This is a genomic window from Lysinibacillus contaminans (assembly GCF_001278945.1).
Lineage (GTDB): Bacteria > Bacillota > Bacilli > Bacillales_A > Planococcaceae > Lysinibacillus > Lysinibacillus contaminans.
Map to the genome: position 1 here is coordinate 1,914,602 of NZ_LGRV01000003.1, position 21,293 is coordinate 1,935,894.

At 35.3% G+C, this 21,293-nt stretch carries 19 protein-coding genes; 5 read left to right on the forward strand and 14 right to left on the reverse strand.

Going from position 1 to position 21,293, the window contains the following annotated elements; all coding sequences use genetic code 11:
* Positions 1–196: 196 nt before the first annotated feature.
* From AEA09_RS11460 to AEA09_RS11520, 12 genes are all read right to left on the reverse strand, one after another.
* Positions 197–1,342: a cyclically-permuted mutarotase family protein gene (locus tag AEA09_RS11460; RefSeq protein ID WP_053583965.1), complete on the reverse strand. Its 1,146-nt coding sequence runs from the start codon at positions 1,340–1,342 to the stop codon at positions 197–199.
* Between the two features lie 959 nt (positions 1,343–2,301).
* Positions 2,302–3,489, reverse strand: a complete 1,188-nt coding sequence (nagA, locus tag AEA09_RS11470) for an N-acetylglucosamine-6-phosphate deacetylase (protein WP_053583967.1) — start codon at positions 3,487–3,489, stop codon at positions 2,302–2,304.
* Positions 3,490–3,571: 82 nt separating this feature from the next.
* On the reverse strand, positions 3,572–4,426 hold the full coding sequence (locus AEA09_RS11475; protein WP_053583968.1) for a MurR/RpiR family transcriptional regulator: 855 nt from the start codon (positions 4,424–4,426) through the stop codon (positions 3,572–3,574).
* Between the two features lie 23 nt (positions 4,427–4,449).
* Entirely contained in the window at positions 4,450–5,337 is an 888-nt protein-coding gene (locus AEA09_RS11480) for an ROK family protein (protein WP_342667626.1), read from the reverse strand.
* A gap of 80 nt (positions 5,338–5,417) precedes the next feature.
* Complete coding sequence (locus AEA09_RS11485) at positions 5,418–6,527, reverse strand: Gfo/Idh/MocA family protein (RefSeq protein WP_053583970.1); 1,110 nt, start codon at positions 6,525–6,527, stop codon at positions 5,418–5,420.
* 66 nt (positions 6,528–6,593) lie between these two features.
* Positions 6,594–6,950 carry an ROK family protein gene (locus tag AEA09_RS11490; RefSeq protein ID WP_053583971.1) on the reverse strand — a complete coding sequence of 119 codons (357 nt, stop codon included), beginning with the start codon at positions 6,948–6,950 and terminating at the stop codon, positions 6,594–6,596.
* A 49-nt stretch (positions 6,951–6,999) separates the two neighbouring features.
* Positions 7,000–7,695, reverse strand: a complete 696-nt coding sequence (locus AEA09_RS11495) for an N-acetylmannosamine-6-phosphate 2-epimerase (protein WP_053583972.1) — start codon at positions 7,693–7,695, stop codon at positions 7,000–7,002.
* 26 nt (positions 7,696–7,721) lie between these two features.
* Entirely contained in the window at positions 7,722–8,558 is an 837-nt protein-coding gene (locus AEA09_RS11500) for a carbohydrate ABC transporter permease (RefSeq protein WP_053583973.1), read from the reverse strand.
* Between the two features lie 12 nt (positions 8,559–8,570).
* Positions 8,571–9,446, reverse strand: coding sequence for a carbohydrate ABC transporter permease (locus AEA09_RS11505; RefSeq protein ID WP_053583974.1), 876 nt, complete (start codon positions 9,444–9,446; stop codon positions 8,571–8,573).
* Between the two features lie 76 nt (positions 9,447–9,522).
* Complete coding sequence (locus tag AEA09_RS11510) at positions 9,523–10,920, reverse strand: ABC transporter substrate-binding protein (RefSeq protein ID WP_053583975.1); 1,398 nt, start codon at positions 10,918–10,920, stop codon at positions 9,523–9,525.
* A gap of 25 nt (positions 10,921–10,945) precedes the next feature.
* A complete protein-coding gene (locus AEA09_RS11515; RefSeq protein ID WP_053583976.1) occupies positions 10,946–11,590 on the reverse strand; it encodes a GDSL-type esterase/lipase family protein in 645 nt (214 codons plus the stop codon).
* Positions 11,587–12,504 (reverse strand): dihydrodipicolinate synthase family protein, encoded by a 918-nt coding sequence (locus AEA09_RS11520; protein WP_053583977.1) that lies wholly within the window; start codon positions 12,502–12,504, stop codon positions 11,587–11,589. Before AEA09_RS11520 ends, AEA09_RS11515 begins: the two co-directional genes overlap by 4 nt.
* Positions 12,505–12,803: 299 nt before the next feature.
* On the opposite strand from AEA09_RS11520, the gene AEA09_RS11525 reads away from it, so the two are divergent.
* Both AEA09_RS11525 and AEA09_RS11530 read left to right on the forward strand, forming a co-directional pair.
* Entirely contained in the window at positions 12,804–13,703 is a 900-nt protein-coding gene (locus tag AEA09_RS11525; RefSeq protein ID WP_053583978.1) for a PucR family transcriptional regulator, read from the forward strand.
* Positions 13,704–13,822: 119 nt separating this feature from the next.
* Entirely contained in the window at positions 13,823–14,974 is a 1,152-nt protein-coding gene (locus AEA09_RS11530; protein WP_053583979.1) for an ABC transporter ATP-binding protein, read from the forward strand.
* A 301-nt stretch (positions 14,975–15,275) separates the two neighbouring features.
* Here the strand turns inward: AEA09_RS11530 and AEA09_RS11535 are convergent, their stop codons facing one another.
* Both AEA09_RS11535 and AEA09_RS19970 read right to left on the reverse strand, forming a co-directional pair.
* Positions 15,276–17,054 carry an aminopeptidase P family protein gene (locus tag AEA09_RS11535; protein ID WP_053583980.1) on the reverse strand — a complete coding sequence of 593 codons (1,779 nt, stop codon included), beginning with the start codon at positions 17,052–17,054 and terminating at the stop codon, positions 15,276–15,278.
* Positions 17,038–17,190 (reverse strand): hypothetical protein, encoded by a 153-nt coding sequence (locus AEA09_RS19970; protein WP_156312152.1) that lies wholly within the window; start codon positions 17,188–17,190, stop codon positions 17,038–17,040. Before AEA09_RS19970 ends, AEA09_RS11535 begins: the two co-directional genes overlap by 17 nt.
* Before the next feature lie 1,275 nt (positions 17,191–18,465).
* Between AEA09_RS19970 and AEA09_RS11545 the strand changes: the two genes are divergently transcribed.
* The 3 genes from AEA09_RS11545 to ahpF all read left to right on the forward strand — a co-directional run bounded on the left by AEA09_RS11545 (position 18,466) and on the right by ahpF (position 21,112).
* Positions 18,466–18,792, forward strand: coding sequence for a BRCT domain-containing protein (locus AEA09_RS11545; protein WP_053583982.1), 327 nt, complete (start codon positions 18,466–18,468; stop codon positions 18,790–18,792).
* A 208-nt stretch (positions 18,793–19,000) separates the two neighbouring features.
* On the forward strand, positions 19,001–19,570 hold the full coding sequence (gene ahpC / locus AEA09_RS11550) for an alkyl hydroperoxide reductase subunit C (RefSeq protein ID WP_053583983.1): 570 nt from the start codon (positions 19,001–19,003) through the stop codon (positions 19,568–19,570).
* Positions 19,571–19,582: 12 nt separating this feature from the next.
* The gene (gene ahpF, locus AEA09_RS11555) at positions 19,583–21,112 is read left to right on the forward strand and encodes an alkyl hydroperoxide reductase subunit F (protein ID WP_053583984.1); all 1,530 of its coding nucleotides are present in this window, start codon (positions 19,583–19,585) and stop codon (positions 21,110–21,112) included.
* The last annotated feature ends 181 nt before the right edge of the window (positions 21,113–21,293 follow it).

The following is a 21,293-nucleotide window of genomic DNA, read 5'->3' on the forward strand; positions in this document are numbered from 1 at the left end:
ATACACGAAAGGTTCTGTTCTATCATAATTGAAGCACCCCTTCTACTTGTTAGTGTTTTCTAGAAAATCACACTAAACCAGAAAATGAGGTGCTTTTTGTATACCTAAAAATAATGTCAAGGAACATAAATCCATTACAGTTCAACTTACATCCAACTGTTTCGGGCTGGTTTATCTAGCTGACAAGTTTTAATATTTAATTATAGAGAATTGTTCCTGAATAAATTGCATTAGTTCTTACCCCTGGTTTTATTTCTCCATTAATAGAATAAATAGTTTTATCCATTAGAACTAAGCCTTCACCACAAGGTGCATCAAATGGAATCTTTCCTACAGATCTCCAAGTATCCTTTTTTGCATTGTATATTAAAATATCTTTATTCCAGTTAAATTCAACAGGGTCCGTATTAAAGTATTTAGTTCTAAAAGCTAATAACCCTTCCCCTTGTAATGAGCCTAAATTTTTTACTGCATGATCATATATTTCTTTATTAAATCCACCTATTACCATCATTTCATCTTTATTTAATTTGACTGAGTTTGCTCCCAATAAAGATATTTCTTTCTTACCTACTTTTACTGAGGAAACTTTTGACCATTTATTTTTTTCGATATTATATTTATAGCCATCCGTATAAGCAACAGATCCTCCACCACTAAATACATAAAGATTTCCATCTAATATTTGAGCTACACTTTGATTTCGAACAGTTTCTCCTGGTATTGGTGCTAATTCACGAGTTTTTGAAGTTTTTAAATCATATTCATATAATTTATTGCTCTCTTTTCCATTTTGCTTTCCAAGTCCAATATACAATTTCCCATCGCTCTCAGCTGCTACTCCATCACTGATAGTAAATGGTAAATCTCCTATTTTACTTACTTTCAATTTTTTATTTTGGCCAACAGTTAGTAAAGTAATATCGTCTGCATATTCTTTTTCAGGGCTACCACCAATATAATAAACCCCTTCTTCTGTCGTTACGGAAGATCCATAGCCTATTTCATGATTAAGATTAGTATGTTCTACCATCGTTAATTTATTTTTATCCTTTTTTAATACATATATATCGGAGTAATGTTTCTTTGCCCCTCCATTTAAAACTGTTTCATATGGGAAGTTTGCCCCTCCCCCTACGATTACATAATCTTTATAAGATCCTGATAACACTCCTGCAGTCCCAATATTCTTGTCAAATCCTTTTTGCGCCTCTAACTCTCCTGCGTGTTCCCATACTATTTTTTCTATCGATTTCTCTACCTCAGAAGCGTTTGCTTTAATCATAGTACCCCCACTTAAAACGAATATTGATGTAATGGCTGCTATCCAAAATTTTTTCAAAATCTCTCCTCCTCTTATTATGGAAATTTGAACAAATTTCTTATTATAGATAACTATAAAATCTCTACCATCACCTCCTTTAGGCGCTTGCTTTTATTACGAAAAAATATCTTAATTCAAAATATTCAGAAAAATAAACCTATTATTTATTATTGAAGGTTATTAACATGATTATTTGGCTCTTCACCAAAATCTGTTCTTGAAAGCATATTCCGTCACATCAACGTGAGGTTGATTTTCGTTCCGGCTGGAGGCTTTCTGAGGGGCGCCTGATCCCTCACCTCCACTACAATCAACAAGCAATCTAAACTTAATATGCATTATCATTCTGCCCTAGGTATAAGGAGACGACTCTCAGTTAGATCAAGGACATGTTTTGGAAACGTCCCAATTATTTGATGAAAAGAAAAATTGCAGAAAAAGAGGTAGAAACGACAACATTTGAGGTGTTTGATCTGCGGTGCAAATTGAAGGTGGAAATTCCTTATAAATTTCACCTTCTAGTAATCTTTGAAAAGCTCGAATCTTACTTTTGCCAGAAACTAATAGGAGAATGTCCTTACTTCTCAAAATTGCAGAAATCCCTATTGTAATGCATGTGTAGGGGCTGTATTTATTGTAAAGAAGAATCGATAATTAGCTTTTCGAGTAGAATAATCTAGTTCCACGATATGATTTTTGAATTTAAAAGAGGTACCTAGTTTATCAAACCTAATATGATCATTTTGGTCAAACCCTAAAACCTTTAAATCGATTCCCACATTTTGTTCAATTAATAATTCATAACGATTGCATTCGTTATCTAAGTCATCTTAAATTCCATCGGGAAGAAAACATTATTTGGTAAAAATATAAAAAAGATACTAACTAGTTTCGTTGTCTAGATTCATAGCACATATTCAGCTAAATTAAAGGAACGTTTGTATTGCGTAGGGAATGGTCTTCTACTAAATTCATCGTCAAAATGCACCCTTTTTTTGATAAGATAAAACCCCTCTACAAAATGTCATAAGTACATCGTACTCACTGTTTAAAACAACTAAATCTGCATCTTTCCCTACTCTAATACTTCCCTTACGATCACTAATATTTAACTGCTTTGCAGGATTCGTTGATGTCATTTTAATGACATCGGCGAGGTTACAGCCATCACAATAATTCAGCATATTTTTCATTGCATCATTTAGCTTTAATACACTGCCCGCTAATGCACCATTCTCTAATACAGCCATTCCATCTTTAACACTTACCAATTGACCCCCTAAATCATATTCTCCATTTTTCAAACATTTTGCCCTCATTGAATCTGTAATTAAAATGAGTTTTTCGCTATTTTTGTTTCTATATGCTAACTGTATCATCTCAGGACATACATGGATTCCATCTACAATTAACTCTGCATATAGTTCTTCAAGAAGCAAAGCAGCACCCACAACCCCAGGCTCTCTATGATGCAATCCTTTCATTTGATTAAATAAATGAGTTACTTGCGTTACACCGGCTTCGATACCCTTTTTCACATCAGTGAATTTCGCATCAGAATGTCCTATCGAAATAACCACACCATTCTGTTTAAGGTAACGGATTAGTTCCAATCCACCCTTTTGCTCTGGAGCCATCGTGACTAGCTTGATTGATCTTTCAGCTAGTTTTTGCCATTTTTCAAACAGTGGAATTTCAGGCGAGATAATATACTCTACTGGTTGTGCTCCAGCCATGCTAGGATTTACAAATGGTCCTTCAAGATGTACACCAAGGATTTCTGATTGACCTGGTTTTTGATAATTTTTTATAAAGTTAGCTGTATTTTTTAAGGCTTTTGAAATATTTTCATCAGATTGGGTCATTGTGGTTGCTAAAAAGGCCGTTGTACCTTCCTGCGGCAATGCTTTGACCATCGTTTCCAGTGATGCAATTTCTCCATCCATTACATCAGCGCCAGCCGTTCCATGGATATGAATATCAATCATGCCAGGAATCACTACTTGTCCTTGTAAATCGATAACATTGGATTGGTCATCCGCCTTATACTTGCTCATCCATCCTGTTTCTTTAATTTCCATTCCTTTAATCTTAATGAATCCATCGGGAATAATCTGATTCTCTTCATAAATTTTTGCATTTATTAAAACAATTGATGTATCCATCTTATTTTCCTCCTTCTTTATGCAACTGACGTTACCCCATTCTTAACAGGCAACAAGCCCCCCCACCGATGGGAGTTTCGCTTTATAACATTTTTTCAATTACAGCTTTAGCAGTTAGTTCTTTGTTGTGAACTGCTTCCTTATTGGTTCTTTTAAAATATTCAAAGTAGAGCAGATCTAAAAGATAAAGCTGTGCTATCTTTGCAGATAGACTCCCCCCTTGAAGCGGGCCTTCATTCGCACCGCAAAGCAAGGTAATATCCGAGAAACTTGTCAAAGGAGATTTGGCAAATCTAGTGATTGAAATAATTTTTGCTCCTCTTTCTTTTGCTACTTTTGCCACTTCAATAGTATCTTTCGTTGAACCAGAATAGGAGATTAGGATAGCTACATCTTTCTCTGTCATTAAAGCAGCAGACATTACTTGAAGATGTGAATCTAGGGAACATTCTGTTTTATTGGTAATTCTCATAAACTTATTCTTTGCTTCCATTGCTGTCATTAAGGATGTACCTACCCCAAAAAAATGAATTCTTTCCGCTTGGACCATACTTTCAACCGCATTGGAAATATTATTTTCTGTGATTAAGTTAAAGGTTTCTGTAAGTGCATTTATATTTGAAGATAAAGCTTTAGATGCTAGTTCCTCAATTGTGTCTTGCATTGTAATCATGCTGGAGAGTTGTGGGGTTTCGTTATCAAGGGAAATACTATGAGCTAAAACAATTTTAAATTCTTGGTATCCTTTCAGATCCATCGTCTTGCAAAATCTAAAAACACTTGATTCACCCACGTTACACGCATCTGCTAAATCAGTGATTGACATGTAAATAACGCCTTTTATATTTTCAAGAATATAATCAGCTACCTTTTTTTCAGTGTTAGTAAATGAATTGTACCTTGAATGAATAAGTGTAAATATATCCTGGTTTGCCATTTGGGAACTCCTTCTTATTTATTTCATCTTAAATGTAGTGATACTGCACCAAGCACTCCAGCTTTATTTCCTAGAGAGGCCTTCAAAATTTTCACATCTGAAAAGCTCTCCATCGTTAATTCTAGAACTTTACTTGATATCATATTTACAACACTTTCCTGCTCCATAATTCCGCCACCTATAATAATAGCCGGGGGGTTAAAAATGTGGATAAGAGAAGTGAGACCTAACGCTACTTCTTCAACCCACTCGTGGAGAACCATTGCTAGACTTTTGTCCCCCTGGTCTAGTCTTTCAAAAATAACACGACCATTTATAAAATCAGGATGTATTTCCTTTGCCCTTTTTATTAAAGCCGTTGTTGAAGCGTATGTTTCATAGCAACCTGCCTTACCACAGTTACACTTATTTCCGAAAGGATGAGTAATGATGTGCCCAAATTCCGCTGCAAGGCCATTATGTCCCTTATAAACTTTAGAATCTATTACAATAGCACCGCCAATACCTGTACCAAATGTCAAACAAAGAAAATCATCAAACTTCTTTGCACTCCCAAAGTACCTTTCCCCTAAAGCAGCTGCATTTACATCATTTTCAACTTTAACAGGAACCTTAAATTGATTCTCTAGAATCTCCTTTAATTTCGTACCTGTATAGTTAGGAATATTTTCATTGGCATAAATGATCGAACCCTCTATACTATTAACCTGCCCTGCAGTGCTTATGCCAATCGCATCAAAGTTCTGGAATTCGCTAATTATATTAATTAGTTTTTCAACTAAATATTTTCCGCCTTTTTTACTTTCCGTATCGAATTCTTTAAATACTTCTATCTTGCCATCTTTATCAGAGATTCCAACTTTTATAGATGTTCCACCAATATCGGCTGCTAATATTTTCACTTTAGTCATCCTCTACACATAGCCTGAAAATAGCTTTTGTTTTTTTACAGTGGTACCTTTCATTCCTGAAAGATACCACTCAACAGTTGTTACTTATTGATTATCTCTGATAATTCTACTTTTCTATCTTCAGCTAATGACTTAGTACATGCATCTGCTGTCGCTATTGCTTCAAGCGCCGCTACACCATTTGTCAATTTTTCAAATTCCTCGGTAACTTCCCCACCATTTAGAATATCGTGTAAATAAATCATTTCTTTGTCAATACATGTTTCAAGCCATAGTGGTGCTCTTGTTCCAGGTTTACCATAAGCAATTGCACCATCCATTCCACGACCAGTATAAATGTCTGTCCGGTCATTATCTTCTTCCACACTATCATGTATTAAGAATGTACTCTTTTCTTGACCATCTACATGTAATGTGCCTCCACAGTGGAATAAGTCTAATTTAATTGCACCTTTTGTTCCTTCGATTAACACATAGTGTTCTCCCCAACGGAAAGCTGAGCCATATTCCATTGTTGCATACCGCTTATTATCAAATTCTAAATTTAAAATCAGCATATCATCTTCATCGCCCCAATTCTCATGTTCGTGAGCAACATTTCCACCTACCATTGTTACTTTCTTCGGCATTCCACCCATAATAAATTGTATACAATCTAATTCATGGATGTGGTGATATAAATGCCCGCCTGATTTATCACGGAATTTCTTCCAAGATACTTCTTTTTGAATTGGTTCCCATCCAGTTCTAGCCGCTTTACAATAAAGCACGTCGCCAATCACGCCATCTTCAATCAATTTTTTCGCATGTTGAACCCCATTAAAGAAGTTCATAATGTGTCCTGCCATAAACATTACATTATTTTCTTTACAGGCATCTACCATAGCTTTACAATCTTCATAAGATAGAGAAATCGGTTTTTCACAAAACACATGTTTACCGTTTTCAGCAGCTTTTACTACTGGTTCAAGATGTAAATAATTTGGTGATGCAACTATAACACAATCCACATCTTCTCTTTGTACTAATTCATCTAGGCTTCCACATACATCTGCGCCTAACTCTTCAGCTACCGATTCTGCATTATATGGGTCAAATACTGCTGTAATTTTTGCATCTTCTATTTTGTTCAATGACCTTGCTAAATCTGCTCCAAAATATCCTGTTCCAACTACTGCATACTTTATCATCTAGATCACTACCCTTTTATTGTAATAATTCTTCAATTGTAAACGACATGTACGGTGTTACATCTTTCATGTGCAACTCGTTGCGTGACCATGAATCAAATTTTTCATAGAATTTTCTACCGTTTCTTGAGTGATATGGTACCTGTAGTTAGGACACTTGTAAAAGATTGTTTTATCTACTGAACAGGAACCCCAAATTGATTCTCTTATACTATTAACTGGTCCTACAATGCTTATGCCAATCATATCAAAGCCCTGGAATTCACTTATTATCTTAATTAGTTTTTCAACTAAATATTTTCCACCTTTTTTACTTTCTGTATCGAATTCTTTAAATACATCAAACTTCCCAGCTTGGTCGGAGATGCCAGCTTTTATAGGTGTCCCACCAATATAAGCCGCTAATATTTTCACTTTAGTCATCCTCAGCCTATATCCTTTAAATACCTTTTGAAAAAGGATTTATTCTTGATCAATTGACTTGAATTGCATGAATAAATCTTTTTGTAATCTCCATTGGTCTAGTAATCGCCGTACCCACTACCGCTGTATGAACGCCTAAATCGAAAACACGCTTCAGTTCCTCCGGAGTCCAAATTCCCCCTTCAGCGATGACAGGAATCGGGAAATCCTTGACTAAGCGTTCCATTAACGCTAAATTCGGTAAATGATGATGTTTTGTATATTCCGTATAACCGCTTAATGTTGTACCTAAGCAATCAAACCCTAATGCATACGCCTCTTTTGCTTCTTCGTAGGTCGAGCAGTCCGCCATAAAAATTTGGTCTTTATATGTTGCTCTTATTTCTGGAAATACTTCGCTTATCGTCTTTCCATCTGGCCGAATTCTTTTCGTTGCATCTAGTGCGATAATTTCGACACCTTCTTGATAAAGAAGTTCAATTTCTTTGTTCGTCGGTGTGATAAAAACATCCGAACCTTCATAAACCGCTTTAATAATACCGATGATCGGTAACTCTACGGTTTTCTTTATTTCCCTAATATCCTCAACGCTATTTGCACGGATTCCCTTCGCCCCTCCACACATTGCTGCATAAGCCATTTTACTCATAATAAAAGGGCTATGAAGGGGTTCTTCTGGCAACGCTTGACAGGAAACAATTAGCTGACCCTTAATTTGATTAACTATTTTTTGCTTATTATTCATTTACACACATCTCCACGTATAAAATATTACTTATCTGCTCCAAGTGTAATTCCTTTTGTAAAGTACTTCTGGAAGAAGATGAATATAAGTAACATAGGAATTGCTGCTACAGTTGCACCAGCCATCTTATAAGCAAAGTTTGGATTTAAATCTTGCATTAATGTTGCAATCCCAACCATTAATGTTTTCGAATTTTCACTTTGACCGACTACAAGTTGCCATAAATAGTCATTCCATACTTGAACAAAGTTAAGAATAAATAATGCACCAATACCCGGTTTAGCTAGAGGTAACATGATTTTATAAAAAATCTTAAATTCACTCGCTCCGTCAATTTTCGCAGCTTCTCTCAATGAGTCTGGAACTGTATCAAAAAATCCTTTCAGTAAAAATACACCAAATGCTGTTGCTACGTTAGGAAAAATCATGCCACTTAGCGTATTGACCATACCAAAGTCTTGAATAATTCTAAACAGCGGAACAATCATGACCTCTTTCGGAATCATTAAACTTGAAATAAAAATTACGAAAATGATATTTTTCCCTTTAAACTGTAATTTTGAAAACGCATAAGCTGCGAGAGAGCTCACAATAATTAACAAAAAAGTAGACACAATCGCTACAAATAAACTATTATACGCCCATGTAAAAGCAGGTTGATTATTAAAAACATCTACATAGTTACTCAAAGTAAAGGTTGCTGGAAACCAATCTGGCGGCATTTTCACAACGTCAGAGCTATTTTTAAAAGAACTTGTTACAAGCCAATAAAGAGGGAACAAACTTAAAACAGCAAAAAATAGTACGATGCAATTTGCGATAATATCAATTTTTTCTTTTTTCTTACCTCTATTTTTAAACATAACCAATCACCTCTAATTGTTCTTAAACATAGCTCTTAGCTGTGGAATCGATAGAGCCAATGTTAGTAAGAACATAATGACACCTACAGCTGATGCTATACCTAGCTGATTGTACTTGAAGGCATTATTATATAAATAGTACATAAGCGTTGTAGATGCGTTGTTTGGTCCACCGCCCGTTAATAGTTGGATAACAACGAATATCTTCAAAACTGCAATAATATTCATAATGATAATGTAAATAGTTGTTGGCTTAACCATTGGAATAATGATTTTAAAGACTATTTTCAATTTACTAGCACCATCTACTTCGGCTGCTTCTAACGTTTCCTTTGGCACCCCTATCATCGAAGCGATGTATAAGATAATGGCTTGACCGACATTCGTTGCAAATGTTACGAAAATAATAACTGGTAAAACCAACCTCGTATCACCCAAAAAATTAACTGAAGCTATCTCTAACTCCCTTGCCATGAAAGGAATTAAACCGTTCGCTGGATTTAGTAGGAAGCTCCAAATCATACTCATGACTACCATGGAAACCATGACAGGAATATAATATGCACCCCTAATAAAAGACACATATTTAGCATTTTTATCGAAAATTGTAGCGGAAACAAAAAGTGCAAAACCAACTGTTAATGCTACGATGAAGACAACAAAAATAACTGTATTAATAGTAGATTGTACAAAAACTGGATCACTAAATAATCGTTTATAGTTTTCTAACCCGACAAATACTTCATCCTGATAGTTTATTTTAAATAAACTTAATCTGACCCCTTCCATGATTGGGTACACTAAAAAGATTAAGAAAAATAAAATTTGAGGTGCGATAAACAAGTAGCCTGTTAGATTTTCTTTATAGGATTTTTTGATGAATTTCATTTACATCATTTACCTTTCTACAAATCAAGCCCCAAAAACGGGGCTTAATTTGTTGTAAAGTCATATACTTTTGAAGTTACTTATTGTAAATTACAGAATCTGCTTTTGAAGTTTCGATTACTTCATTTCCTTTTGTTTGGTAACTTTCTACTACTTCTTTTGATGTTTTTGCTCCAGTGTATAGAGCTTGTAGTTCTGGATAAAGAACTTGTCTTAATTGACCGTAGCCTGGTACATTTCCAGTAAAGTTAAACATGTATTGATCGTTTGCAGAGTATGCTGCAAAGTAAGGGTTTTCTGAACTAAATTCTTCTGTAACAGAAGTTCTTACTGGCACACCATTTTTCGAAGATTTTACAAGTTCAGCATCTGTTGAGATGAATTTTACAAAATCTTTACTCACTTTAATTCTTGCTTCGTCTTTCGTATTAAAAACAGTTGCCCCTGTTACATAAGTGAATGTTAATGGGTCGCCACTTTCTGAAGGAATGTTTGCAAGGCGAATATCAAATTTAGGTGCTTTACCGCTTTCCATATCAGCTTTTGCGTTATTGAATAGAATTGCATTTGTGAAACTTACTGCAAGCTGTTGGTTTTGGAACATTGCGTTCACATCATTTGAAGAAACTGATTCCACACCTGGGTTTGTGTAACCATTATCATAAATTTTCTTTAACCAATCTGCCGCTTTCACACCGTTTTCATCATTAACAATGATATTTCCTTCACCGTCAAAGAATTGGTTGCCGAACATTCTTAAATAAGCAAGGTTCCAAGTATCGCCTTGATTGTTTAATGCATATAAGCCCATTGGAAATGCATTTGAATATTTGTCTTTAGGTAGGTTGTCTTTTAAAGCTTTTAAAATTTCCTCATACTCTGCTAAAGTCCAAGTTTTAATATCGCTTTCTCCACCAATGTACTTTTCAAGGCCTGCTGCTTTAAACATATCAGCGTTGTAAGCTAAAGTACCTGGGTTTTGTGAGAATGGGTAGAAATAAATATCGTCACCAAAAGTAACGTTATTCCAATGGCTTTGTGCAATATCTTTTTTCGATTCATCATCCACGATATCATTTAAAGGTACTAATGCACCACGGTGTGCATAGTCACCCATAGCAAAAACACTCTCAAAGAAAACATCTGGAGGAGTTCCACCATTTAGGCTTACGTTTAAAAGTTCATCCCTTTGGTCACTTGCAATTACTTCTACTTCCACTTTTACTTTTTGATCTTTGTATTCTTCTGAGAAACGCTCAGCTGCATGTTTGAAGAAACTATCATAATCGGCTCCATCTTCAGAAGAGTCTAAAACACCCTTCCACTGCGGTGTTAACCAAACTTTGATTGCCATCTCATCTTTTGAAGTAGTACCCTTACTAGATTCACTTTCTTCTTTTCCAGTACACCCGGCCAATATTGACAGTACAAGCACGATTGCCAAACTTAATGTGAAATAACGTTTTTTAAACATGAACTACTCCCCCTTATCAATCTATTTAACGTAGTAACATACTTTCGATTTTATTAAAAACATGATGTGATAATAGCTTGTGCCCTTCCTCATCAAGATGCATGAAATCAATGTTATTCATTTGTACGAGACCCTTCGTGTTAAGGAATTCCGTACCTTGAATCTCCAACAGTTCCATTAAATACTTTGGCATTTCCTCTGATTTAAGATCACATTCTCTTCCCATTGATTGACTTACTCCTGTTTCATAGTATCCTTTTTCAATAGGAGGAGGCGCAATGACTAATACTTTTGGAAAGCCTCCCTTTGACGCCGCTGGAGTATTTTTGACCTTATGCGAAAGCCTTACAATACCTTGAGCTATATTATAAGCGGTTAAATGAAACCTTTCTTTTGTATCATTTGTACCAAGCATTATAATGACAAGCTCTAAGGGTGCATGGCTCATCAAGCAAGGATGGATGTAAGTATAACCATTTAATCCTTCAAATAATGGATCATCTATTACACTCGTTCTACCTGATAATCCTTCCTCAATCACCTGAAACTCATCACCTAGCATTTCAGCTAATAGGCTGGTCCACCTTACACCTTCCGGAAATCTCTCCATAGTTCTAGCATTAAAGCCCCATGTATTAGAATCCCCAAAGCATACTATTCTTCTTTTCATTTTCTTACCGTTAAGTAGGTAGAAATCGCTTGATCAATCATCTGTTTTATTTCGTTTATTTTGTTTAGGTCTTCCCCTGTTACCGGCTCTAATGGTCCTCTTACACTTCCGATATTAATTCCTCTTAATTTCAAGACTTCTTTTATAGCGGAGTACATAGAACCATTTAATGAACATAAAGCGATAATAATGTCATTGATGTCTCTTTGAATTCTTCTAGCATCATTGAAGTTCCCTGTTGATACAAACTCTTCAGCCATTAAGAAAAGTTCTGGCATCACTGCATACGTTCCGCCTATTCCACCATCAGCACCAATTAATCTCCCAGAAACATATTGTTCATCTGGTCCATTAAATACGATTAGGTTTTCTTCAACCGCCTTGAATCTTTCAATATCCATTACAGGCATAGAAGAATTCTTGATCCCTATAACCTTTTTATTCTCTAATAATTTCTTAAGAAGTTGCAGAGAAAGGCTATATCCCGTCGTTTGAGGGATGTTGTAAATAATAAATGGTAGGTCAGTTGAATTCATGATTTCTGTCCAATACTTATAAATTGAACTTTCAGGCAATTTAAAGTAGATTGGTGGAATTGCAGAGAGCACATCATATCCTAATTCATTGGCATACTCTGCCAGAATAACACTTTCTCTAGTCGACGGTGCTCCAACATGGGCAATTAATGTGCATTTTCCTCTTAAACTTTCAGCAACATATTTTAATGTCGCTTTTCTCTCTTCAAGGTTTTGATAGATACATTCCCCTGAACTTCCACCAACGTAAAGTCCTTTGACTCCTTTATTGTACAAATAATTGCACAATTCTTTTGTTCGATTCTCTGAAATTTCTCCTACATCATCATAACAAGCATAAAAAGCAGGAAATATCCCTTTTAATTTTTCTAAATTCACTTTGTACACCACCTAAACGTAATGATATTTAAATACAATATAAATAATTTTGTCCATTCCCCCTAACATAACACCCTCATTAAGATTTCAATTCTTTCTGAAATTTAACTTGGCAACGCTTACAAGTAATAATACAACATCTTCACGGAATGTGTAAATATTTTTCTGAATTTTATTATTTTTAGGAAAAAATTTTCACAATGATTAATATCCCCCCTCTTTTCGTTTGACAAAGCTCCCCTTTTCACGCAAATTAATAAAAAGTAATGTTAATAATTGCCTACACAAAGGAGAAGCCTATGCTTGAAAAACTAGCTAACCATTTTAAGACTGCCTTTACGACCGAATTCACATCAGAGGACACAGCTAAATATTGGTTTCAAACAGAAGATGGTCAGATGTTTGGGATTTTAAAAACAGCTCTTTCAGAAGTCGAACTTAACCTGTTACGAGCATTATTTCTTCTAGTTGAGCATACGGAAACCAGTTCAAAAAACTCTATTGTTCATCTGAAATGGCGTCGATTTTTATTTGAAGATACAAACGAATTACCCTATTTGGATGATGTTGAATCCATTCGTTTTTTCTATTTTAGTCTGAAACAACCAATCGTTGATCCTCTTAACTTTGAAGTCGCCATTAAAGGGGCTTTCCAACAACCCATCATCCTTTGGATTAACAACATGTATGGAATCATCATTGAAGAAAAGCCACATAGTGTTTTCGAAAAAGAGGACTTTATCCAGTTAAGTGATACATTAACGAGTGACTTTCTTGTTGATATTTATGGTTTTATTGGACAATTACATAAAGCAAATTTGTTTTTAAAAGAGAAATTCAGAAAAGAAAAACAATGCTTTCAAGAACTACTTACTTTTGTTGAACAAGAAAAAATTGTCATGTTCTATGAAGCTTTCCCTATACTGCTTGTTACATCAGCACATTTAATCGATCAAGAACTACTCTCCAGCTATTTAATAGAAAGTCTTCAGGACGTAGAAATGCTTCATACCTTAAAAGTATTTTTACAATATAATTTGAATGCTTCTCTAGCAGCTAAAAGATTACATATTCATCGAAATAGCCTGCAATATCGATTTGACAAATTAATCAATAAAACAGGCATTGACTGTCGAGATTTTTCAAATGCAGCATTTTTATCGCTTGCTATCCCATTAATCACTAAGGGAAAACATTAAGATTGTACAAATTGCCTTATAAATAGAGAGAAAATTTTGTGCAATGTGAACGTTTACATTAACCATCATTTTCCTATAAGATTTTGAAAAACACTTACATTTTAAGGGGGATATTAATAATGGCAGAATTAAAATTAGAACATATCTATAAAATCTACGATAAAGATGTCACAGCAGTAAAAGATTTCAATCTTGAAATCAAAGATAAAGAGTTTATTGTATTCGTTGGTCCTTCGGGTTGTGGTAAATCGACTACATTACGTATGGTGGCTGGTTTAGAAGAGATTTCAAAAGGGGATTTTCTGATAGATGGAAAACGCATGAATGATGTTGCTCCTAAAGACCGCGACATTGCGATGGTTTTTCAAAACTACGCACTTTATCCACATATGAGTGTGTATGATAATATGGCATTTGGCTTGAAGTTACGAAAACTTCCAAAAGATGAAATTGATCGTCGTGTAAAAGAAGCTGCAAAAATTTTGGATCTTGAGCAATATTTAAACCGAAAGCCGAAAGCCTTATCAGGTGGTCAGCGTCAGCGTGTTGCATTAGGTCGTGCAATCGTCCGTGATGCAAAAGTTTTCTTAATGGACGAGCCATTATCAAATTTAGATGCAAAGCTTCGTGTACATATGCGTGCTGAAATTACTAAGCTTCATCAGCGATTACAAACAACAACCATTTATGTGACCCATGACCAAACGGAAGCAATGACAATGGCAACTAGACTTGTTGTTATGAAGGACGGAATAATTCAACAAGTTGGTACTCCTAAAGATGTTTACGAGAAACCTATAAATGTTTTTGTCGGCGGTTTTATTGGTTCGCCTGCAATGAATTTCTTCACGGGGACTCTTATAGATGGGGAAATTATCATTGGTAACGTTTCACTTTCAGTCCCAGAAGAAAAAATGAAATATTTACGTGAGCAAGGCTATTTGAACAAAGAAATTACGATGGGCATTCGCCCTGAAGATTTCCATATCGAGCCTGCATTCATTGAAGCTTCTAAAGGTTCTTGCATTGATGCAAAAATAGAAGTAGCTGAATTAATGGGTGCAGAAACAATTCTTTACTCCCAAATCGAGGAACAACAATTTATCGCTCGCGTCGATTCTTCCGCTGATGTTAAACCAGGCCAAATTCATCCCCTGGCATTAGATATGAAAAAAGCTCACTTCTTTGATAAAGACACTGAAAATCGTATTCACCAGCTCGAGAATAAGGAAAACCAGGAAAAAACGAAGGTAATCGAGAATGTACATTAAGTACTGGAAAAAACCTTTTTAGATCCAAAACGTATTATCAAATAAAGGGACCTTTTCAAAAACAACCTCATGAAATACTTGATACAAAATTAGAAAATTGCATGATTAGTATTGCTTAGACTTTATAGGTAACCCCCCTTCTCAATTAGAGAAGGGGGGTTACCTTTTTTGAGGTTGAACGTTATAATTCCACTTTTTGTACAATCCTCGTTTACTATGATGCGGTTCACCGTTACTAGTCTAAGTGCAGTTCTATTTTAATATTTGCGCTACATTCGAACTTGCATTCGGCAATATCTATTTAAATATCCCTAGTTTCTTCCCTTAGCCATACTCTCTCTTCTTCATTTAAATAAGGAGCCAGCTTTGTGTATACCTCTTGATGATAATCGTTTAACCATTGCTTTTCACTTTCTGTTAACATATCTTGATTGATACCGGCTAAATCAATAGGGCAATACGTGATTGCTTCAAACTTCATAAATTGACCAAACTCTGTTTTCTCGTCTTCAACTACTAACATCATATTTTCAATTCTAATTCCATGTTTACCTTCAAGGTATATTCCTGGTTCATTCGTAATAATCATACCTTTTTCTAATATAACATTATTATTATCATTCCTTATACTTTGTGGTCCTTCATGAACATTCAAGAAAAAACCAACCCCATGTCCAGTCCCGCATTTATAGTCCAAACCATACTGCCAAATTGGTTGTCTTGCTAAAACATCTAAATTGGAGCCTGTTGTTCCATATAAATATTTAACTGAGCTTAATGCAATAAATCCTTTTAACACCAAAGTATAATCTCTTTTTTGTTCATCGGTAAGTTTTCCTAAAACAATTGTTCTTGTAATATCTGTTGTTCCATCATAATACTGTCCGCCTGAATCAATTAAAAAAAGACCTTCATTCTTAAGAGTATATTGCGTTTCTTTATTGGCTTTATAATGCATCATGGCAGCATGGTCTTTATAACCTGCAATCGTATCAAAGCTAGATTCAACAAATCCTTCCTCCCCCTTTCTGAAATCTTCTAATCTTTCTTCTGCAGTAATCTCTGTAATTTCTTCTTTATCTACAGAGTTTTTTAGCCATTTTATAAATTTCATCATGGCTAAACCATCTTTTATTTCACACCATTTTAAATTTTTTATCTCAATTTCATTTTTGATAGCTTTTAAATTAGTCGTGATGTTAGGACTTTCAATTTTCTTTGTATTACTGTTAATGGCATTATATAATCTAATATTTGTTTTATTCGTATCTAAAATAACAGCATCTCCGCCTGAAAGATTTTCCAATAATGTTTGAATTTCATGATTCGCTTTTAACTCGATTCCTTCAGCCTCCAGTTCTAATTTAACCGAAGTGGGAACCTTGCACGAATCAATAAATAAATAACATTTATGTTCTGCTACGATTACATTAGCTATTACAATTGGATTGTTAGGCACATCTGCTCCTCTTATATTCAAAAGCCATGCAATGTCATCAAGGGAAGTTAAAATATAATAATTTGCTCCTTTATTTTTCATTTCTTCTCTAACTTCATTTAATTTTTCTGCTCGGGATTTGCCTGCATATTTTACGTCATGAGTAAACATTGGCCCTTTAGGAATCTCCGGTCTATCTTCCCATAGATCACCAATTAAATCTTGACTCATTTTTAATACGATACTCTTTGCTTTTAGGTCTTTTTCCAACTTTTTAACCATATTAATTGAAAAAACATTTCCATCAAAACCCACAGTACTTCCTTCTTTAAGAACATCTGCTAGCCATTCTGAATAAAATGGTACCCCTGGATCCATCATTCTAAATAATCTGATTCCTGAGTTCTCAAGCTGCTTTTCAGCTTGAATATAGTATCTACCATCTGTCCATAACCCTGCATCCTCTAATGTAATAACTACAGTACCTGCAGACCCTGTAAATCCTGAAATCCATTGTCTACATTTCCAATGTTCTGCTACATATTCACTCTGATGTGCATCAAAACTCGGAACTATATAAGCATCCATTTGATTTTCTTTCATTAGCTGTCTTAACTTTTCAACCTTATCCCCGATATTCATTACTAATACCTCCATTTTCTTTAAGACTAAATTCTTTACTTTCACGATCATACAGCCATACGGCTAATGCAGGAGTATAAAACCTACTAATTAGCCCAATTGTAGGCAGTATTTGAGTCCATATGAACACTGTCATCAAGATATACTTCTTGCTTCTATAAGCTTTGGAACAAGTTGTTTATTTTCCAAATTTGTACTTAAACTATACTTAATAACCCTCTTTTTTGGAATTTCCCATTCTTCAAAAAATCTCTCCTTATTTATAAAGTTATATTTCATAATAATGAAAAAATAACATAAATGATAGCATAGAAATTTCTTATACAACTTAATTAATAAATATACTTCTAATAAAATAGAGACTCCAAAACCCCTTAAATCAGGTTTTTTAGAGTCTCTTTTCATTAATACTTACACTATAAGTTAAGATCGCCCAATTTCGTATTGTCACATCCTCTATTTTCGTATTTCTCGAGCCAGGTAGTCAAAGCCATTCGTATCCACTTCGACTTTTTTAAATCGGATTATCTGCACCAGCTCGTTCAGCGGCAGTGATAGCGTCCGCTGTCTTCATGCCCTCAATTACATCTCAAAAAGCTACATATTCTCCGTCAAATTGTCAGCGATTCTTCTACCATAATAGAAAATTACGATTCCGCAGAATTTGAATCATTCGGCAATGCTATTGAAATGACACCGAGATTATGTTTCAAATTATTTTCAAAACCATTGTTAGAAAATTCACCTTCAATAGAGTATACTGCATGAACACTTTATCTTTCTAATTCCGAAAAAAACGTAACTACTTATGATTGGCTGTATAACTTGCTGATGATATAGCTCTCTATGCCTTCTAGAAGTGCTGTTCCACTTTGGTACATTATTAAATTCTAATAGATTCCTCAAATTTTTTATTCTCTCACGCATAAAATAATCATTTAGTCCCTTCCCATCGAGAATTTACTGCGTATATTTTCAACCTCTGTACTCTCACTCACTGGGAATATTCCCAGTTTAGCACAATCAATTATCAGACTATTTAATAATACAAGTACAGCACTTCCTAAAAAACAATAAGGTAATTTCATATTTCTATTCATCGAAACTAGCCCTTTCAATTCTTATATTAATACAAATTATCATCAGGAATTTTTATAAACAAACTGCTGCGATAATTTTAACAATAGTGCGAAAAATATAATCGAATACGTATTTAAGGACATAAAAAGATTGAGTCCGGTACAATACCGAATTCAATCATCCGTAGTTACTTTATAGTAAATAGTGTCTAACTTTTGGGGCACTTAACCAGCAACGGGGTAATGTCGAGAAGGTATTCCTTAAATCCCCTCAATTAATCTAGCCTATAATAATAAATAACCATCTTTCCATTCAATTAAGGAGAAGCAACATGAACAATAATATGAACAACACAGAAGACATCATCCTGTCTGACCCATCCGAATGCTTGATGCATCCATTTACTAATAAACAAATTGTCTTTACAGGAGCTCTTTCTACTATGACACGTTCAAAAGCTGCGAAAAAAGTGCGAGCTTATGGAGGAATTATGCAAGGGGCTGTTACAAAGGAGACGAATTTCTTAATTCTTGGGGAGAAACGTCGTGGGATAAGTACTAAGCAGAAGAAAGCTGAGCAATTGATAAATCATGGCTTTGACATTCAAATTATCCCGGAAGACGATTTTCTTTGGCTTATTTCTATACAAAAAGAATAGCTCCAGTACTGATACGCAAAAGCAATTATAAAAAACTAGCATAATTATTGACATAAAGTTATTTCTATATAATAATAGCTATTGCTTTAGAATTATTTTAATTAAGAAATGATAATTAAATTCAATAAAAATTATTATTTACCTTATAAAATTATGGTTTTATAACCAAACTATCTAAGCACAAAACCATATTAGGAGGAGATTTATTATGTCTCTAATCGGAAAAGAAATTTTACCATTTAAAGCTTCTGCTTACAACGCTGGCAACGGCGAATTTATCGAGGTTACTGAACAAAACATGAAAGGTCAATGGAGTGTTGTTTGCTTTTATCCTGCAGACTTTACATTCGTTTGCCCTACTGAGCTTGAAGATCTTCAAAACCAGTACGCTGAGCTAAAAGAACTTGGAGTTGAAGTTTTCTCTGTTTCAACAGATACACACTTTACTCATAAAGCATGGCATGATCACTCAGAAGCTATTAGCAAAATTAGATATATAATGATTGGTGACCCTTCACAAAAAATCACTCGTAACTTCGATGTATTGGACGAAGAAGAAGGTCTTGCAGATCGTGGTACTTTCATCATCGACCCAGACGGTGTTGTACAAGCACTTGAAATCAACGCAGGCGGCATCGGCCGTGATGCAAGTATTCTTGTGAACAAAATTAAAGCAGCTCAATACGTGCGTAACAATCCAGGTGAAGTTTGCCCAGCAAAATGGCAAGAAGGTTCTTCTACACTTAAGCCAAGCCTTGATCTTGTAGGTAAAATTTAAGGAGTGCAATCAATGATACTTGATGCAAATATTAAAGAACAATTAGCCCAATATCTTCAAATGATGGAGGGTGATGTACTACTCAAAGTTAGTGCTGGATCCGATGATGTTTCTCGTGACATGTTGGCTTTAGTTGAAGAATTAGCCACTATGTCATCTAGAATTAAAGTAGAAAAAACAGAACTACAGAGAACACCGAGCTTTAGCGTGAATCGTCTCAGCGAAGAAACTGGGATAACTTTTGCGGGTATTCCTCTTGGACACGAATTTACTTCATTAGTATTAGCCTTACTTCAGGTAAGCGGAAGAGCTCCAAAGGTCGATCAGAAAATCATTGATCAAGTGAAAAGAATTGAGGGCGAATATCACTTTGAGTCATACATTAGCTTAAGTTGTCATAACTGCCCTGATGTTGTACAAGCATTGAACGTTATGAGCGTTCTCAACCCTAACATTTCACATACGATGATTGATGGTGGTGCATTTAAGGAAGAAGTAGAAGCCAAAAACATTATGGCAGTACCTACAGTTTTCCTTAATGGAGAATCATTCGGCAGCGGTCGTATGTCACTAGAAGAAATTCTTGCTAAAATGGGAAGTGCTACAGATGCATCCGAGTTTGCTAACAAGGATCCATTCGATGTACTTGTTGTTGGAGGCGGACCTGCAGGGGCGTCTGCTGCCATCTATGCAGCACGTAAAGGCATTCGTACAGGAATTGTCGCTGAACGCTTTGGCGGTCAGATTCTGGACACATTGAGCATCGAAAACTTTATTAGCGTAAAGTCCACTGAAGGCCCTAAGCTTGCAGCAAACCTAGAAGAGCATGTGAAAGAGTATGACGTTGATGTCATGAATTTACAGCGTGCAAAACGTTTAGAAAAGAAAGACCTTATCGAAGTTGAACTAGAAAACGGTGCTGTTCTAAAGAGCAAAACTGTCATCCTTTCAACAGGTGCTCGCTGGCGCAATGTTGGTGTACCTGGTGAGGCTGAATTTAAGAATAAAGGCGTAGCCTACTGCCCACACTGTGATGGTCCATTGTTTGCTGGCAAAGATGTAGCTGTTATTGGTGGCGGAAATTCCGGTGTCGAGGCGGCCATCGACCTTGCAGGAATTGTGAAGCACGTTACTGTTCTTGAATTTAATTCAGAGCTAAAAGCAGATTCTGTATTACAAGATCGTCTATACAGTCTGCCAAATGTAACGGTTCTAAAAAATGTTCAAACTCAAGAAATTACCGGAACTGACAAAGTAAACGGTATTACTTATGTTGAGCGTGATACAGGAGAAGCTCAGCACATTGAGCTTGCTGGAGTATTTGTTCAGATTGGTCTTGTACCTAATACCGACTGGTTAAGTGATACCGTTGAACGTACTAAATTTGGTGAGATCATTGTAGATAATCATGGGGCAACGAATATCCCTGGTGTATTTGCTGCGGGAGACTGCACGAACAGCCCGTATAAGCAAATCATTATTTCGATGGGATCAGGAGCTACTGCATCTTTAGGTGCATTTGATTATCTAATCCGAAATTAATGATAAAACCCTTCTCTAAATGAAAAAGCCAGTGGAATTTTACGACGAGTAAAATTCCACTGGCTTTGATTGTTTTCACAATAAAGTAAGGGGACCACTTCCTTAAAAGGAGGCTTAACGCTCGCTCTCTGGATGCGCGTGTGTTGGAGAGGAAAGCAACTACCACTTTAAAACAGAAATA

Coding starts and splice junctions, on each gene's coding strand:
- nagA (WP_053583967.1), bottom strand. CDS start 3,489: ATGGATACATCAATTGTTTTAATAAATGCAAAAATTTATGAAGAGAAT.
- AEA09_RS11475 (WP_053583968.1), bottom strand. CDS start 4,426: ATGGCAAACCAGGATATATTTACACTTATTCATTCAAGGTACAATTCA.
- AEA09_RS11480 (WP_342667626.1), bottom strand. CDS start 5,337: ATGACTAAAGTGAAAATATTAGCAGCCGATATTGGTGGAACATCTATA.
- AEA09_RS11485 (WP_053583970.1), bottom strand. CDS start 6,527: ATGATAAAGTATGCAGTAGTTGGAACAGGATATTTTGGAGCAGATTTA.
- AEA09_RS11490 (WP_053583971.1), bottom strand. CDS start 6,950: ATGACTAAAGTGAAAATATTAGCGGCTTATATTGGTGGGACACCTATA.
- AEA09_RS11495 (WP_053583972.1), bottom strand. CDS start 7,695: ATGAATAATAAGCAAAAAATAGTTAATCAAATTAAGGGTCAGCTAATT.
- AEA09_RS11500 (WP_053583973.1), bottom strand. CDS start 8,558: ATGTTTAAAAATAGAGGTAAGAAAAAAGAAAAAATTGATATTATCGCA.
- AEA09_RS11505 (WP_053583974.1), bottom strand. CDS start 9,446: ATGAAATTCATCAAAAAATCCTATAAAGAAAATCTAACAGGCTACTTG.
- AEA09_RS11510 (WP_053583975.1), bottom strand. CDS start 10,920: ATGTTTAAAAAACGTTATTTCACATTAAGTTTGGCAATCGTGCTTGTA.
- AEA09_RS11515 (WP_053583976.1), bottom strand. CDS start 11,590: ATGAAAAGAAGAATAGTATGCTTTGGGGATTCTAATACATGGGGCTTT.
- AEA09_RS11525 (WP_053583978.1), top strand. CDS start 12,804: ATGCTTGAAAAACTAGCTAACCATTTTAAGACTGCCTTTACGACCGAA.
- AEA09_RS11530 (WP_053583979.1), top strand. CDS start 13,823: ATGGCAGAATTAAAATTAGAACATATCTATAAAATCTACGATAAAGAT.
- AEA09_RS11535 (WP_053583980.1), bottom strand. CDS start 17,054: ATGAATATCGGGGATAAGGTTGAAAAGTTAAGACAGCTAATGAAAGAA.
- AEA09_RS19970 (WP_156312152.1), bottom strand. CDS start 17,190: ATGACAGTGTTCATATGGACTCAAATACTGCCTACAATTGGGCTAATT.
- AEA09_RS11545 (WP_053583982.1), top strand. CDS start 18,466: ATGAACAATAATATGAACAACACAGAAGACATCATCCTGTCTGACCCA.
- ahpC (WP_053583983.1), top strand. CDS start 19,001: ATGTCTCTAATCGGAAAAGAAATTTTACCATTTAAAGCTTCTGCTTAC.
- ahpF (WP_053583984.1), top strand. CDS start 19,583: ATGATACTTGATGCAAATATTAAAGAACAATTAGCCCAATATCTTCAA.